Source organism: Enterococcus sp. DJ147D b (genome assembly GCF_058216655.1).
Genome location: NZ_CM177104.1, coordinates 1,380,524 through 1,396,616, shown reverse-complemented (window position 1 = coordinate 1,396,616; position 16,093 = coordinate 1,380,524). Strand labels below are relative to the sequence as shown.

Annotated in this window: 12 protein-coding genes; 11 read left to right on the top strand and 1 reads right to left on the bottom strand. The window is 36.4% G+C overall.

Features of this window, described 5'->3' with window-relative positions:
* Nucleotides 1-115 precede the first annotated feature (115 nt).
* From AC4BD1_RS06635 to AC4BD1_RS06585, 11 genes are all read left to right on the top strand, one after another.
* Entirely contained in the window at nucleotides 116-1,882 is a 1,767-nt protein-coding gene (locus AC4BD1_RS06635) for a glycoside hydrolase family 13 protein (protein ID WP_490485353.1), read from the top strand.
* A gap of 108 nt (nucleotides 1,883-1,990) precedes the next feature.
* The gene (locus AC4BD1_RS06630) at nucleotides 1,991-3,250 is read left to right on the top strand and encodes an extracellular solute-binding protein (RefSeq protein WP_490466111.1); all 1,260 of its coding nucleotides are present in this window, start codon (nucleotides 1,991-1,993) and stop codon (nucleotides 3,248-3,250) included.
* A gap of 98 nt (nucleotides 3,251-3,348) precedes the next feature.
* Nucleotides 3,349-4,653, top strand: a complete 1,305-nt coding sequence (locus tag AC4BD1_RS06625) for a carbohydrate ABC transporter permease (RefSeq protein WP_490466110.1) — start codon at nucleotides 3,349-3,351, stop codon at nucleotides 4,651-4,653.
* Between the two features lie 3 nt (nucleotides 4,654-4,656).
* The gene (locus tag AC4BD1_RS06620; protein ID WP_206908049.1) at nucleotides 4,657-5,508 is read left to right on the top strand and encodes a sugar ABC transporter permease; all 852 of its coding nucleotides are present in this window, start codon (nucleotides 4,657-4,659) and stop codon (nucleotides 5,506-5,508) included.
* A gap of 12 nt (nucleotides 5,509-5,520) precedes the next feature.
* Entirely contained in the window at nucleotides 5,521-6,342 is an 822-nt protein-coding gene (locus AC4BD1_RS06615; protein WP_490466109.1) for a maltodextrose utilization protein MalA, read from the top strand.
* A gap of 417 nt (nucleotides 6,343-6,759) precedes the next feature.
* On the top strand, nucleotides 6,760-6,903 hold the full coding sequence (locus AC4BD1_RS06610) for a DUF1048 domain-containing protein (protein WP_490485352.1): 144 nt from the start codon (nucleotides 6,760-6,762) through the stop codon (nucleotides 6,901-6,903).
* A 251-nt stretch (nucleotides 6,904-7,154) separates the two neighbouring features.
* The gene (locus AC4BD1_RS06605; protein ID WP_206898031.1) at nucleotides 7,155-8,486 is read left to right on the top strand and encodes a PTS sugar transporter subunit IIC; all 1,332 of its coding nucleotides are present in this window, start codon (nucleotides 7,155-7,157) and stop codon (nucleotides 8,484-8,486) included.
* On the top strand, nucleotides 8,479-10,773 hold the full coding sequence (locus AC4BD1_RS06600; RefSeq protein WP_490485351.1) for a glycoside hydrolase family 3 N-terminal domain-containing protein: 2,295 nt from the start codon (nucleotides 8,479-8,481) through the stop codon (nucleotides 10,771-10,773). Before AC4BD1_RS06605 ends, AC4BD1_RS06600 begins: the two co-directional genes overlap by 8 nt.
* 11 nt (nucleotides 10,774-10,784) lie before the next feature.
* Complete coding sequence (locus AC4BD1_RS06595) at nucleotides 10,785-11,759, top strand: LacI family DNA-binding transcriptional regulator (RefSeq protein WP_206908043.1); 975 nt, start codon at nucleotides 10,785-10,787, stop codon at nucleotides 11,757-11,759.
* Between the two features lie 234 nt (nucleotides 11,760-11,993).
* Entirely contained in the window at nucleotides 11,994-13,226 is a 1,233-nt protein-coding gene (locus AC4BD1_RS06590; RefSeq protein ID WP_490485350.1) for a multidrug effflux MFS transporter, read from the top strand.
* A 346-nt stretch (nucleotides 13,227-13,572) separates the two neighbouring features.
* The gene (locus AC4BD1_RS06585; RefSeq protein ID WP_206908040.1) at nucleotides 13,573-14,514 is read left to right on the top strand and encodes a dihydroorotate oxidase; all 942 of its coding nucleotides are present in this window, start codon (nucleotides 13,573-13,575) and stop codon (nucleotides 14,512-14,514) included.
* Between the two features lie 48 nt (nucleotides 14,515-14,562).
* Here the strand turns inward: AC4BD1_RS06585 and AC4BD1_RS06580 are convergent, their stop codons facing one another.
* On the bottom strand, nucleotides 14,563-16,077 hold the full coding sequence (locus AC4BD1_RS06580) for a helix-turn-helix domain-containing protein (protein WP_490485349.1): 1,515 nt from the start codon (nucleotides 16,075-16,077) through the stop codon (nucleotides 14,563-14,565).
* Between the last annotated feature and the right edge of the window lie 16 nt (nucleotides 16,078-16,093).

Genomic DNA, 16,093 nt, shown 5'->3' with positions numbered 1-16,093 from the left:
CGTGCTTTTTTTGTGCTAAGAGAACTTGTTATCGTTAACATTTTTGAAAGCGTTGTCTTTTGTGAGTGATTCTTTTATAGTGAAATTATCTCAGAAGTAAAAAAGGAGGAAATACATGAACACTGCAGCAGTTTATCATCGTCCAGAAAGCGAATTTGCTTATTTGTACACGAAAGAAGCACTTCGTTTGCGACTTCGAACTGGCAAAGATGACATCGAAAAAGTATTTGTGATAAAAGGAGATCCGTACACATTCACAACAAAAGAGTGGTACTTAGAAGAAGTGCCAATGAAAAAAGGACTGAGTACCAATGTGCATGACTATTGGGAACTTGAAGTCCGTAGTGATACTAAAAGAATCCAGTACGGTTTTCATGTGATTGGTAAAGATGAAACGGAATGTTTTTACGGGGATCAAGGAGTATTTCCTTATCAAACTCGCTTTTTAGCAGAACCAAACATGTACTTTAGAATGCCTTATTTTCAAGAGATTGACCGTTTCAAGGTGCCAGAATGGGTAAAAGAAACTGTTTGGTATCAAATTTTTCCAGAACGTTTTGCTAATGGAGACCCGAGTAATGATCCAGAAAATACATTACCGTGGGGAAGTAAAGCACCTGATCGGGATGATTTCTTTGGTGGTGATCTACAAGGAGTAATTGATCATCTGGATTATTTAGTTGATTTAGGAATCAATGGTATTTACTTCTGTCCAGTTTTTAAAGCCACCTCTAATCACAAATATGACACGATTGACTATTTAGAAATTGATCCTCATTTTGGTGATAAAAAGTTATTTAAAACATTGATTGAACAGGCACATCAACGAGGGATTCGTGTGATGTTGGATGCTGTTTTCAATCATATGGGCGATGATTCACCGCAATGGCAAGACGTAGTGAAGAATGGTGAAGCATCGATTTATAAAGATTGGTTCCATATCCATTCTTTTCCGGTGGATAATTATCGTTTAACTGAGTTGCCAGAAACCGCAGAACAACTTTCTTATGATACGTTTGCGTTTACGCCGCATATGCCTAAGTTAAATACGGCAAATCCTGAGGTTCAAGCACACCTTTTAAAGATCGCAACTTATTGGATCGAAGAATTCGATATCGATGGTTGGCGATTAGATGTAGCAAATGAAGTCGATCATCACTTCTGGAAGAAATTCTATACAGCAGTCACTGAGGCAAAACCCGATATCTATATTTTGGGTGAAATCTGGCATTCTTCACAAGCTTGGTTGCAAGGCGATGAATTTCACGCAGTAATGAATTATGCATTTACAGATTCAATCAAAGATTATTTTGTGAAAAAGAAAATCAGTGTTTCGCAAATGATTAGCGGAATGAATCAACAACAAATGCTTTACCGAGACCAAGTCAATGAAGGAACGTTCAATTTATTGGATTCCCATGACACAGCGCGAATTCTCACGATGTGTGAAGAAAATAAAGAGTTGCTGAAAGCTGTCATGACGTTCATGTTTTTACAAAAAGGTTCACCTTGTATTTACTATGGAACAGAAATTGGTTTAACAGGACATGATGATCCTGATTGTCGGAAATGTATGATTTGGGACGAAGAAAAGCAAGACTTGGAACTTTTTGCCTTTATGAAAGAACTTGTCCATTTGCGCAAACGGTTGCATTTGATTTTGTCTGAGGGAGAAACTGTATGGGAAATATCACCTGAAACACAAGGGATTATTGTATTTGCTCGACAACTTGCTCAACAAAAAGTCCAAGCTGTTTTTAATGAAACAGAAGAAGTGTATGTCTTAGAACAACCAAGTGATGTACTTTTTTCACAAGGTGTTCATACTTTGAAGGATGAAAAGATTGAGATTCAGCCACATGGGTTTATTCTTAGCTGCTGATATTTTGTTACCGGTAACAAAGAGAAAGCGGTTGCATGATTATTTTTTATAACAGTATAATGATTTTAGTAAGAAAACTGAAAAATAAAATACAGGGGGAAATAAAAAATGAAAAGTAAAATGATGAAGACGTTAGGTTTAGGTTTGCTTTCAGTCGGAGTGATTGGTGGACTTGCTGCTTGTGGCAGTGGCGGGAAATCAAGTAGTAAAGCAGCAGATGATGAAAAAACACTAACGATTTCTGTTGACTCAGGTTATACCGATTACATGAATGAGATCAAAGGAAAGTTTGAAAAAGAGAATGATGTCAAAATAAAATTAGTTGAAAAAGACATGTTTGATCAACTAGAAGCGTTAGCTCTCGATGGTCCTGCAGGAAAAGGACCAGACGTGATGATGGCTGCTTATGACCGAATCGGTGCTTTAGGGCAACAAGGTCACTTGGCGGAAGTGAAATTGGGAAATGAAGCAGATTATGATGAAACAGATAAGGCACAAGTAACTTATGACGGCAAAATTTACGGAGAACCAGCCGTAATTGAAACACTTGTTTTGTATTACAACAAAGATTTGATTGATGCAGCACCAACAACATTTAAAGAAGTCGAAGATCTTGCGAAAGATGAACGGTTTGCTTTTGATTCAGAAGCAGGAAAAAATACTGGTTTCTTAGCAAAATGGACTGATTTCTATTATTCATATGGACTACTTGCAGGTTATGGTGGTTATGTTTTTGGTGAAGATGGAACGGATGCTTCAGATATCGGGTTGAATAATGCTGGTGCAGTCGAAGGAATTACTTATGCAACGGACTGGTTCCAAAATGTTTGGCCAAAAGGCATGCAAGATGTGACTAGTGCTGGCGACTTTGTGACACAACAGTTTACTTCAAACAAAGCGGCAGCAATTATTGATGGACCTTGGCAAGCACAATCGTATAAAGAAAGTAAAGTTAACTACGGCGTAGCAAAAATTCCAACATTAGATAACGGGGAATCTTACCAACCATTTGGTGGAGGTAAAGGCTGGGTTGTTAGCAACTACGCAAAAAACAAAGATGTGGCTCAAAAATGGCTTGATTATGTAACGAATCAAGAAAACCAAGAAACATTCTTTGAAATGGTCAATGAAATTCCTGCAAACCAAAGTGCACGCGAAACTGCTAAAGGCAAAAATGATGAATTGACAACTGCGGTAATTGAACAATATGAAACAGCACAAGCAATGCCAAACATCCCAGAAATGGCTGAAGTTTGGACAGGGGCAGAAAACTTAATGTTTGATGCAGCTTCTGGTGCTAAAACACCAAAAGAATCTGCGAACAGTGCAGTGAAAACAATTACTGAGGCAATTGAACAAAAATATTAACAGTTCCACAAAGCTAGACAAAAAAGGAGAAGGGGAATAGTGGCTCAGGTCACGTCCCCTTTAACTAGTTAGAATCAAATGATTAGGGGGCGTTTTAGATGAAGCAGTCTGGAACGAAAAATGAAGTTCAAGTCAATAAAGTGACACTTTTTTCACTAATACCTGGCTTAGGTCAGCTAGCAAATGGACAAAAAGCGAAGGGAGTCACCTTCTTCAGTATTTTTCTTATTTTTGTGATTCAAATGATCCTTGGTGGTTTTCAATCATTAGTTGGATTAGTAACACTGGGAAGTATCCCTATAGAAGATCATTCGTTATTTATTTTGATTGAAGGAACATTACAATTGATCATCACGATCATTTTCTTTCTCTTTTATGCGTTAAATCTTTATGATGCACACCGTGTTGCAACTATGCGAAAAAATGGGCAGAAAATCAATAGAACGATGAAAGAAACATTGCTGACAATTGCTGATGAGGGATTTCCTTACTTGTTGACTTTACCAGCGTATCTTTTAATGATTTTCACCATTATTTTTCCAGTATTAGTTACTTTATTCACCGCATTTACAAACTACGATTTTAATCATATTCCTCCTGCAAGTCTAATTGATTGGGTGGGATTCAAAAACTTCTTTAGTATCTTCTTTTTAAGTTCTTATCGAAATACTTTTTTATCAGTTTTCAGTTGGACTATCATCTGGACTTTGTGTGCAACGACTCTGCAAATTAGCTTAGGTGTTCTGACTGCTGTAGTTGCGCATCAAAAATTTATTAAATTTAAACGTGTATTTGGTATTATTTTCTTATTACCATGGGCTGTTCCTGCTTTTATTACAATTATGAGTTTCTCTAACATTTTCAATGACAGTGTTGGCGCGATCAACACGCAAGTCATTCCATTTTTGAATAATCTACCTTTTGTTGATATCGGTGCAATTTCTTGGAAAACAGATCCAAATTGGACAAAAGTAGCAATTATCCTTGTTCAAGGCTGGTTAGGATTCCCATACATCTATGTTATGGTAACTGGAATCTTGCAATCAATCTCTGAGGATCTGTACGAAGCAGCAAAAATCGATGGGGCAAATGCTTGGAAACGTTTCTCAAATATAACGTTACCTGCAATTTTCTTAGTGGCAGCACCAACATTCATCACTCAATATACAGGAAACTTCAATAACTTCTCGATGATCTATCTATTTAATAATGGTGGGCCGGGTAGTGTCGGTGGAGGCGCAGGTTCAACCGATATTTTGATCTCTTGGATCTATAAATTGACAACAGGGACATCACCACAGTATTCAATGGCTTCCGCAATCACTTTGATTATTTCTGCTGTGGTAATTTGTGTTTCTTTGCTTGTCTTTAAGAAAACAAATGCGTTCAATATGGGGGATTAGCAGATGAAAAAAATAAATTCTAGTGCGAGATTTCAACGAAGAGTATCACACTTTTTTACGTATGCTTTCTTGATTTTGCTCTCAATCATTATTTTATACCCACTATTGATTACTGCTAGTACAGCATTTAAACCAGGGAACATTGCTGCATTTAGTTTGGACTTATCTGGTGAATGGACGTTGAATAATTTTTCACGTTTATTTAATGAAACATTGTACGGCACTTGGTATAAAAATACTCTGGTTATTTCTGTGTTAACAATGGTGATACAAGTAACGGTGGTAACATTAGCAGGTTATACGTATAGTCGGTATCGCTTTATTGGTCGTAAATCAAGTTTGATGTTTTTCTTAGTTATTCAAATGGTGCCAACGATGGCCGCTTTGACTGCTTTTTATGTTATGGCATTCTTACTAGATGCGTTAGACAAGTATTGGTTCTTAACGATGATTTACATTGGTGGGGGGATTCCGATGAATACTTGGCTGATGAAAGGTTATTTTGATACTGTGCCCATTGACCTTGATGAATCTGCGAAGTTAGATGGCGCAGGGCATTTTCGAATTTTCGCTCAAATCGTTTTGCCATTAGTTAAACCAATGATCGCCGTTCAAGCCTTGTGGGCATTCATGGGACCATTTGGTGATTTCATGCTATCAAAATTCTTATTACGTACACCTGAGAACCAAACAGTAGCAGTCGGGTTACAAACCTTTATTTCTGATGTAACGAATCAAAGAGTATCGTTATTTGCGGCCGGAGCAATCTTGATTGCTTTACCAATCTGTTTGTTATTCTTCTTCTTACAAAAGAACTTTGTTACAGGATTAACTTCAGGAGGAACCAAAGGATAGGAGGTATCAGAAATGCAAACTTTCCCATTTAATTATTTCGCTAGCCTAGCTGGACCAAAACGCTTGTTTGCTGGTCGAAAGGAACTTTCATGGCCCAAATTTTTCTTAGTATTAGTCTTTTTAGTCTCTTTTATGACGATTCCAGTCACTCTTTATTACGCAAATCAGATCACTGCAATACCAAGCCAACAATTTTTAGCGGTCAATCAGATGATAGATCAAGCAGGTGCGGAACAGTTTTCTCACTTACAAGTTGTCAATGGTGAATTAAAGGGGAAAGAAGCTGTCATTTTTGAAAACCAAGAATTAATCGTGGGTGTGAATTTGCCAAAAAGTGTCCAACAAAAGGGTACGTTTATTAATTTTGAAAAAACACAGTGGCATATTCAACAAATAGATAACGGGCAAACAAGAAGTTATACGATGAACTATGGGCCGTCTTTTACGCCAGCGACGAGTCAAACACCACAAGAATTTGAACGATTTATAGAAGAACAATTTTATCTCAGCAATCGGCCAGTGATTATCTTGTCTTACAGTCTAAGTTTAGGGTTTATCTTACTAGTCATGACGATCATGATTTTGTTTGGTGCTTCTCTCTTTTTATGGATGACCCGAAAAAGCCGGTTTTCTTCTATCCAAACATTTAAAGAAAGTGCGAATCTGATGCTGAATGTCTTGGGTGTAGGATCGATTCTTGCTGCGGTAGTTGGTTTTTTACATTTTGATTTGATTTTAATGTTGGGAATCCAATCAACTGTAGCTGTTTTGTTACTATTATGGATTTTTGCAAAAACTGGATTCAAGGATGATCAGCAAGTAGTTGAGGCTTGAAGGTCATCATTGAAATAGTTTAGTAAAAAAGTAAAGGAGAATAGGATAACTGCTTCCATGAAATTGCGCAGTGCACTTTTTAACAACACTTAGTTAATAAAAAAGTCTTAAGCACATGTGATTTCGGGGATGAATGTATCCTTTTTTCCTTCGGTCATTTTGATTGAAATCAAGGGGGTGGTTTATGGCTACCTCTTTTTGTATACACTTTTTCCTCATAAAGGGAACGGAAAAAATGGAAAACTTAGCTGTTGAGTTAACAAATATTGAAAAATTATGTTGCTAAAAGCATCTTAACTATTGATGAATTAACGATTTCTCAAAATGAACGCATTGCGATTGTTGATAAGAACGGATTATCAATTTGTTTTCAAAAAATCCAAAGCCATATGTGGAAATTTGTAACTGGTCTATGACATGATGGAAGTTCAATATGAATTGATTGATTTACTTGAAGAAGGCATAGTCAACAGGAAAAATTTTTTTGAAGTGATAAGGACAAATGTGGCTGCTTTTTGCGATGAATTTTTGAAAAGAACAAAAATGAGAAGATTGGCTTGAAAATTTGAATCGTGAAATGAACAAAAGGTTATGTTGATTGATAATAGAAATTAAAAATCAATTATCGCAAATAAAACGGTCAAGAGTTTTTTAATTCTTTTGACTGTTTTTTTTGTACGATTTATTGCCTGAGCAAACAGTTATTTAACAAAAAAATGAATCCGCCTTCAAAAAAACTATTGCAAAAAAGAAAAGTCATGATATAGTGAAGTTGAACCGGTTCAACTTATTTAAATGGGGGAGATTTACTAATGAGTTTTGTAGACAAGTTATCTGAAAAGTTATTACCAATCGTTTCTAAGATGAACAGCCAGCGTCACTTACTTGCAATTCGGGACAGTTTTATCATTACGATGCCACTCGTGATGGCAGCCTCTGTCATGGTTTTATTGAATGCATTGATTTTTTCTAATGCTTTTGTCCAACAATGGATCGACTTAAGTTTTCTAGCCAACCTAGCTTCAATCGTCAATAATGGTACGATGAGCATTCTAGCGATTGTTGTGTGTTACAACATCGGCTGGAATTTAGCGAATCATTATATTCGATCTGGTGAAATGAATGATCCAGCATTTAGCGCAGTTCACGCGGGTGTGTTAAGTGTTGCTGTTATGTTTATTTTGATGCCGTTGAAAAGCAATGTTACTTTGGTGGACGGTAGTACAGCGGAAGCAACTGGTGTATTTTTACAAAGTTTGACTTCATCTTCTGGCTTAGCAACAGCGATGATTGCTTCAATTGTGGGGACAGAATTATTTATGAAGCTAGCAAAAATCAAGAAGTTAAAAATCAAAATGCCTGATGGTGTTCCACCGGCAGTTGCCACTTCATTCAATTCGTTAGTTCCTGAAACAGCAGTTATTCTTTTATTTGCTATTTTTGTTTTTCTACTGGATAAGTTTACTGGTCTTGATTTTCCAAGTTTGATTGAATTAGCCATTCAAACACCTTTAAAAGCCTTTGTCTTGTCTGTTCCTGGTATTTTATTTTTACAATTTTTCTCTGATTTCCTCTGGGTTTTTGGGATGCATGGTTCAAGTATTTTGGCTCCAATTCGCCAAGCACCACTATTACAATCGATTCAAGAAAACATGGATGCTTTTTCTGCTGGAAAAGAAATTCCTAATATTATCACCGAACCTTTTACGAATGCATTTGGATTGATTGGTGGTGGAGGTTGTATCTTACCATTGGTAATTGCGATTTTGTGGGTTTCAAAACGACAAGAACAGCGACAAATCGCTAAGTTTGGTTTGACAACGTGTTTGTTCAACATTACTGAACCTGTGATGTTTGGATTACCAGTCGTAATGAATCCAATCTACATGATTCCTTGTGCACTTATTCCATCTATCAATTTAGTTATTGCTTATGTTGCAACAAGTGTTGGCTTGATTGAAAAAACAGTTGCTGCAGCCCCATGGATCACACCACCAGTTATCCAATCATTTATTGCAACAGGTGGCGATGTTAAGGCAGCCATTTTGACAGTTTTATTGATTATTTTAGACGTCTTTTTATTTGTACCATTTGTATTAGCTGCAAATAAAGCAAGACAAGAAGGAGCGGGAGAACTTGGGTAATTATCCATATCAAAATGCACAGTTAACTATTCGCGAACGTGTAGAAGATTTAGTAGCACGAATGAACCTTAGCGAAAAAGTTGGGCAAGTCAATCAACATCTTTATGGATGGGAATGTTATGAAAAAAAACAAGAAACAATTGAATTAACCGAAAAATTTAAGAATCATGTCCAATGGGGTGGAGGAATCGGAGCGCTCTATGGGTTATTTCGTGCAGATCCTTGGTCAAAAGTCGATCACAAAAACGGCATTGCTGCAAAAGATAGCTGGAAAGTAGCAAATCAGGTTCAAGCATATGTGATTGATCATTCTAGATGGGGGATTCCTGCTTTGATTGTCGAAGAATGTCCTCATGGACACCAAGGACTTGAAAGCATTTCTTATCCTACGAATATCGGTCGTGGTAGCAGTTTCAATTTAGAACTTGTTAAACAGACGAGTCACTTGATGGCAAAAGAATTAGCAGCAAAAGGTGTACATTTAGCTTTGGTTTCAACTTTGGATTTATTAAAAGATCCACGCTGGGGAAGGTCAGAAGAATGCTTTGGGGAAGATCCGATTCTTAGTGCGCGAATGAGTGAAGCAATCGTTGAAGGGTTTCAAGGGTCGTTGATTTCTGATAAAACAACTTTCTTAGATCAACGGGTGATGGACATTGATCGGTCGAAAGAACAAATTGGCGTAGTTTTAAAGCATTGTATTGCACAAGGAGAGGCTCTCGGGGGACATAATTCTGGAACTGTTCCAATTGGCAGACGAGAATTTGCAGATGTTTATACACCGCTATTGAAAAGTACACGTAATGCTGTTGGGGTAATGGCTGCGTACAATGATATTGATGGTGTGCCTTGTCATGTGAACCATGAATTGTTTGAACAAAACCTACGAGGAAAAATGGGTTTTCAAGGATTAGTCATGGCAGATGGGATTGCTCTAGATCGTCTGAATGATGTGTATGAAAGTCAAACAGAAGCGGCAGGTCATGCGTTAACTGCTGGGATTGATTTGAGTTTATGGGATGAAACTTACACTAGAATTGAAGAAGGTATTTTAGAAAATGTGATTGACGAAGCAATGCTTGATCGTGCTGTACGACGCATTTTGTCAATTAAATTTTTATTAGGGTTATTTGAAGATCCTTTTATCAAAGATCCAAAGAGCCACTGGAAAAAATTATGGACAGAATCAAGAGAACTAAATCAACAATTGGCGGAAGAAAGCATAGTTCTTACTAAAAACAATGGTGTCCTTCCGCTAAATCCAAACGGCAAAAAAATTGCAGTAATCGGACCAAATGCAGACAATTTATATCACTTGTTAGGTGACTATTCAGCCCCACAAACAGGAATGCAATTAGAAAAAACGATTTATCGCGAAATCAAAAAGTTGTTTTCTTCAGCAACTGTCACATATGCCGAAGGTTGCGAGATCCGAAATGAAGTGTCACAAGAAGCAAAAATCAAAGAAGCACTTCAACTAGCGAGAGGGGCTGATATAATTATCACTGTTTTAGGTGGATCAAGTGCGCGAAACTTTGACATGGAATTTTTACAAAATGGTGCGGTCTCATCCAAAGGGGTGAATATGGATTCTGGAGAAAACGTAGATGTCGCCTCGTTATCTTTAGGAGGCAAGCAAGAAGTTCTCTTGACTGAACTTGCGAAACTTGAAAAACCGCTTGTTTCAGTAATGATCCAAGGTCGTCCTTCTGACTTGTCTTTAGTTGAAGCAGTGTCTGATGCTGTTTTGATTGGTTGGTTTCCAGGACAAGAAGGAGGAAAAGCAATCGCGAAGACATTACTTGGACAATCAAATCCGAGTGGTCGTTTAAGTATTACTTATCCTAGAAATAGTCAGCAGTTGCCGGTCTATTATTATCAGAGAGATGCCTCAAAACAAGAGGATTATTATGACCTAAGTGGCAGTCCACTACATGATTTTGGGGAAGGGTTAAGCTATACTCCATTTGTTTATTCAGCGCTTCAATGCAAAACAAATATTGACAAAATAACGGTATCCGTTAAAGTTAAAAATAAAGGATCGATTGCTGGCAAAGTCAGTTCACTTATATTTGTCAAACTTCTTGGAGGTTCCGTTATTCAGCGTAAAAAGATGCTTAAAGCTTTCAGCAAACACGAATTAAAAGCGCAGGAAGAAAAAACGGTGATGTTTGAGTTGTCTCCAGAAGATTTCCAATATTTAGGTGCAGACAACTGCTGGCATTTCGCCAAAAAAGCAAAAATCATGATTGATGATCAAGAGGCAGAAGTCAATTGTGATTGGTAGGAGTGGAAAAAATGGCATCAATTAGAGACGTTGCTCAACTTGCTGGTGTTTCAGTAGGAACAGTGTCGCGGTATTTGAATGGTCAACAATTAAGGCAGTCAAATGTTGAAAAAATCACTTCAGCGATTAAAGCTTTAGACTATAAAGAAAATATTATTGCCAAAGGTCTTAAAAATAATCGAAGTTTTTCCATTGGCTTACTGATGAATAGTATTTCCAGCCGATTTGGCTCTGAAGTTGTTTCTGGCATTGAAAAAGTTGCTGAAGCAAATGGCTATAGTATACTGCTTAGTGGTTTTTCGAAAAGTGAAAAACAAATGGATGAGAAAATTGATTATTTGTTGAAACACTCCATTGATGGATTGATTGTCTTTTTATCAAGTGAAGAATGGATCGACATGGAAAAATTAGCGCAAGTCAATGTTCCAATCGTCTCTTTGAATTATCCAGATCCATTGAATAATGCAGATGTCATTTTATTAAATGATCGTGAAAGTGTCTCAAAAGTGATCTCTGATTATATGGCTAAGGGACATCAAAAGATTGGTTATATCACTGCTCCACAAACAGATTACACAGCAAAAGAACGGCTGTTAGGCGCGAAAGATGCAATCGAAAATCAACCTACAGTAGAACTAGAGATATATGAAGGAGATTATACTAGAAGGAGTGGTTATCAAGGAACAAAAGAATTATTGGCGAAAAAGGTAACGGCACTTTTTGTCAGCAATTACAATATGTCTCTTGGTTCCTTAGAATGCTTTAATGAACAAGGTATTTCTGTAGGTAAAGATATTTTGTTTGGTCATTATGACTATTTATCTGAAGGCGAGCAAAGTATTTTACCACAAGTCACGATTAATCCACCCACAGAAAAAATTGGGGAGACAGCGGCAACGATCATCCTTGAACGAATCAAGGGGGCAACAGAAAACCTGCCATCTGAAAAGCAAACAATTATCTTGGATAATCAAATTTTAGGATGACTAATGAAAAATAATTAAAAAGTTTATTTCATAAAAAAATGAACAAACTAAGTAATTGTTGTCATATTAATGAAGAAAAACGTACGAGGTCAATCAGATCTCGACGTTTTTTATTTAAGGCAAAACATCTAAAATGAGTATTGTTCTCATTTTATTGAAAAAAGTGAAAATTTACTAGGTTTTTTATTGATATTTCCATTTTTCCATGCTATTTTCTTTTTGAGGTGAAAGGAAATGATTGAAAATAAAAAGAAAATATGGTGGTTATCTATCTTGCTTGGTACATTAAGCGCATATGGTCCCTTGCTACTTGATACTTATTTACCAGCTTTACCAGTGCTAGAAACAGATTTCGGGATCCCGACATCAATGGTTCAGTTAAGTTTGACCATGTGTTTAGCTGGACTCGCATTTGGACCATTATTTATTGGTGCAATTAGTGACCGCATTGGGCGGAAGAAACCACTGTTGTGGGGTATTGGTATTTCTGTTATTGCCTGTTTATTATCAGTATCTGTAACAAATATTTGGTTATTTCTAGGATTACGATTGATTCAAGGAATTGCTAGCTCCACTGGGGTGGTTTTAACACGAGCAATTGCGAAAGACTTATTTTCTGGTACTCAATTGACTCGTTTCATTGCCATGTTGATGGCGATCAATGGTATCTTTCCGATTGTTTCTCCTTTACTGGGGAGTTTTTTCTTGAGTTATTTTTCTTGGCGCGGTATTTTTATTTTTCTTGCAGTAGTTGGTTTGTTATTATTTTTAGGTATTCTAATCGGGTTTAAGGAGACACATGAAGTTCAAGTGGTAACTGAAAAAGTCGAACAGAAAGCAGGATGGCAAGCAGTATTTAGTGATCGACCATTTATGATGTTCGTGCTGATCCAAGGGTTTGTTTATGCGGCGATGTTCTGTTATATCTCTGGTCCTTCCTTTATGTTACAAAATGTTTTTGGTTTGTCAGATAAAATGTTTAGTTTGATTTATGGAATCAATGGAATCGGGATCGTGGTTGCAGCAGAACTTGCTGGTGTGTTGTCGAAGAAAATGAGTAGCTTCCGTCAGTTAGGTTGGGGCGTGGGTCTTGGTTTTCTAGGTAGTATTTTGGTTATTATTAGTGGTATCCATACCAATCATTTGTGGCTTGCTTTGCTTGGTTTGTTGCTAGTTGTATCGACACTGGGCTTAGTAAATGCAGTGGTAACAACAATGGCTATGGAAAGACAAGGCGAGCATGCTGGGATTGCCTCTTCCGTACTTGGATTAGGAATGTATGCAATCGGAATGGTTTTTACGCCGTTAGTAGGAATCATGGGAAGCAATACTTATTTACCTTTAGCTGTATTGATCTTTATTTCTGAAGCATGCGCCGTTATTTTATATAAAATGTTAGAAAAAGATATTTTTTTGAAAGAAAAAAAGAAATCATTCTTAAAAAAATTAGTTAAGAAAAGTAGTTGAGTGATTGAATGTAGAAAAGAGACTGGACAGTGTTCCAGTCTTTTTTGTGTAAAAAGATAGGTTTTATGGTAAGTGAAAACGTCTAAAATGTGGATAGAATATTTTTATCTATGGAGACTCTTTTTCTTCATCTGTTACATATTGATATGTATTGAAACAAATAAGGTTGGTTGCGTGAAGACGAGTGCTCATCATTAGTGGGATTAACAATATCCTTGTCAAAGTAAACTTTATTCTTTTAAAAGACGAACATTACTTAGTTAGTTTGAAAAAACCTAAGTTTTTTTATTGATTTTCTAGTTGAAAATGCTAAACTAGATAAAATGCCTTTGAAGGAGCGATTATCTTGAATTTAGAAATGACCTTTGCCAACCATACTTTTGCTAATCCGTTTATGAATGCGTCTGGTGTTCATTGTATAACGGTGCAAGAAATGCATGAACTAGCAAGCTCAGATGCTGGTGCGATGATTACTAAGAGTTGTACGATTCCAGAGCGTGCAGGAAATCCCGAACCACGTTACTATGATGTAGCGTTAGGAAGTATCAATTCGATGGGGTTACCTAACTTAGGTTTTGCTTATTATTTAGATTACGCACTTCAATATGAAAAAGAAAATCCGGCTGCTGCTCCGTTATTTTTCTCAATTGCAGGAATGAGTGTAGCAGAGAACTTAGAAATGTTAGAAATGATCGAAAAAAGTGATTTTCGTGGAATTACAGAATTAAACCTTTCTTGTCCTAATGTTCCAGGAAAACCACAACTTGCTTATGATTTTGATGCAACTTTTGAAACACTTAAACAAGCATTTGCCATTTTTACTAAACCTTTGGGCGTGAAATTACCACCATATTTTGATTTTGCTCATTTCGATGCGATGGCAGATATCTTGAATCAATTTCCGTTGACTTATGTGAATGCCGTCAATAGTGTAGGAAACGGATTATATATTGATCCTCAAAGTGATACAGTAGTAATCAAACCGAAGGATGGTTTTGGTGGAATTGGGGGCGAGTATATCAAGCCGACAGCTTTAGCAAATGTACGTGCTTTTTATACACGATTAAAACCTGAAATCCAAATTATTGGAACTGGTGGGATTTGTAACGGTCAAGATGCCTTTGAGCACTTATTATGTGGTGCAAGCATGCTCCAAATTGGAACGCAGTTGCACAAGGAAGGACCAGAAATCTTTACTAGAATCATCAAAGAATTGGCAGAAATTATGGAAACAAAAGGGTATCAATCAATTAGCGAATTTCAAGGGAAATTACGGACCATTTCTTAAAAACAACAAAAAGCGTGAGACAGTAGCTGTCTCACGCTTTTTGTTGTTTTAATCGCTTTTTTTTGTTAATTTTTTTTGTGGAGAATGTTTCATTAGCAACACGCGTAACGCATCAACGTCCATATTCGTTTTGAAATCATTTGTAATATAAAGGTCTTTGTAATGGAAGTCGCAAAGAGAGAGGGTCGAATTAGTAATCAAAATATCGTAATTTTTCCCGCGTTCAGCGATTTCACAGGTAATAAAAAAATGATTGTCAAATTCTGTTTTAACAGTTTCGACCATGATATTACTGTGAAGATAATCATCGCTAGAGTGAACGCCAATGGTAATTTGACTTGTCGAAAAGCGTTTCATTTGATTGATAAAATAGAGATAAATACGTGTGACTAATTCCTTTGTTTCATAGAGCAACGGTTGATTTACTAACTGTTCAGCTTCATCAAGAATTTGTTGTGTAAGTTCAAAATTAGGGATAAATACCGTTGCTTTTATCAGTCTTTCAGAAAGAATTTTTTCATCGAGAAAGCTAATATTTCCTTTAAAATATAAAAGTGATCCATGCACTTGGGTTAAATAATATTTCCAATTGATAATGAACGTTTCATCGATATTTTTGGAATCGATTTGATAAGCAGTACGAACCTTATCCACGACCAATTCATTCAACAAAATGATTTGTGGATTGTTTGTCGGCCAATAGTGATCGTCACTCAGTGTTTTTGAATTAGGGGGCAAAATCGACATAGACGAAATAAATAAATAGAGATAAATTGCGTTATGTGCTGAACCAAAAACAGCAGAATGGCTAAGGGAAAGAAAGTAGGCATCTCTGATGATTTCGTAAATCGAATCCTCTTTTTGAAAATCAAATAGCATCTGTATTGTTGGATTGGAATCGATAGTCGGCTGTTTCACAATTCGCGTTTTAAGAATACGAATCCAAAGATATAGTTTTAGCTTCGCTTCACTTGTGAAATTCTGTTCTAACTTCATTTCTAAATAATCAACAAATCGTAGACTACTATGGTCGTTTGTTCTCTTTTCTAATTGGTCTAGTGGCACAGCCACCCAAAATAACTGGAAAAAGAAATAACAAATTTGTAACTCGTCACCAATGATCGTTCCTTTACGTATCTGGATATCAAATTCTTTGATTTCATTGTTTAACTTTTTTAACTGTCGATAGATAGCTGCTTCGCTTAAAGAAACACTGCGACTTAATTCAACAATTGAATAATTAGGATGACGATAAAGGTAAATCAAGATTTGGTATCCAACAGAATCTTCCAGATAATAATAATAAAATTTGTCTAAGCTAGTGTGATTGTCTTTTTGCAGGGTGATATGATCTTGCGTTTTGTCGTATTTAAGGGATAATCCGATATCTAGTTGATCAAGGATGTTGCTGACTTCTTTGATATTTGTTTCAAAAAGAAAGCGAGTTAATGATAGTTCTTCTATCATTGCTGTGATATTTGTTTTTGTGTTATAGTCCATTAAAAAGTGGACCATTGAGATTTGAATACGACTATTTTTATCCAATAAATTCAAAAGATTCAAAATCAACACCTGCTTT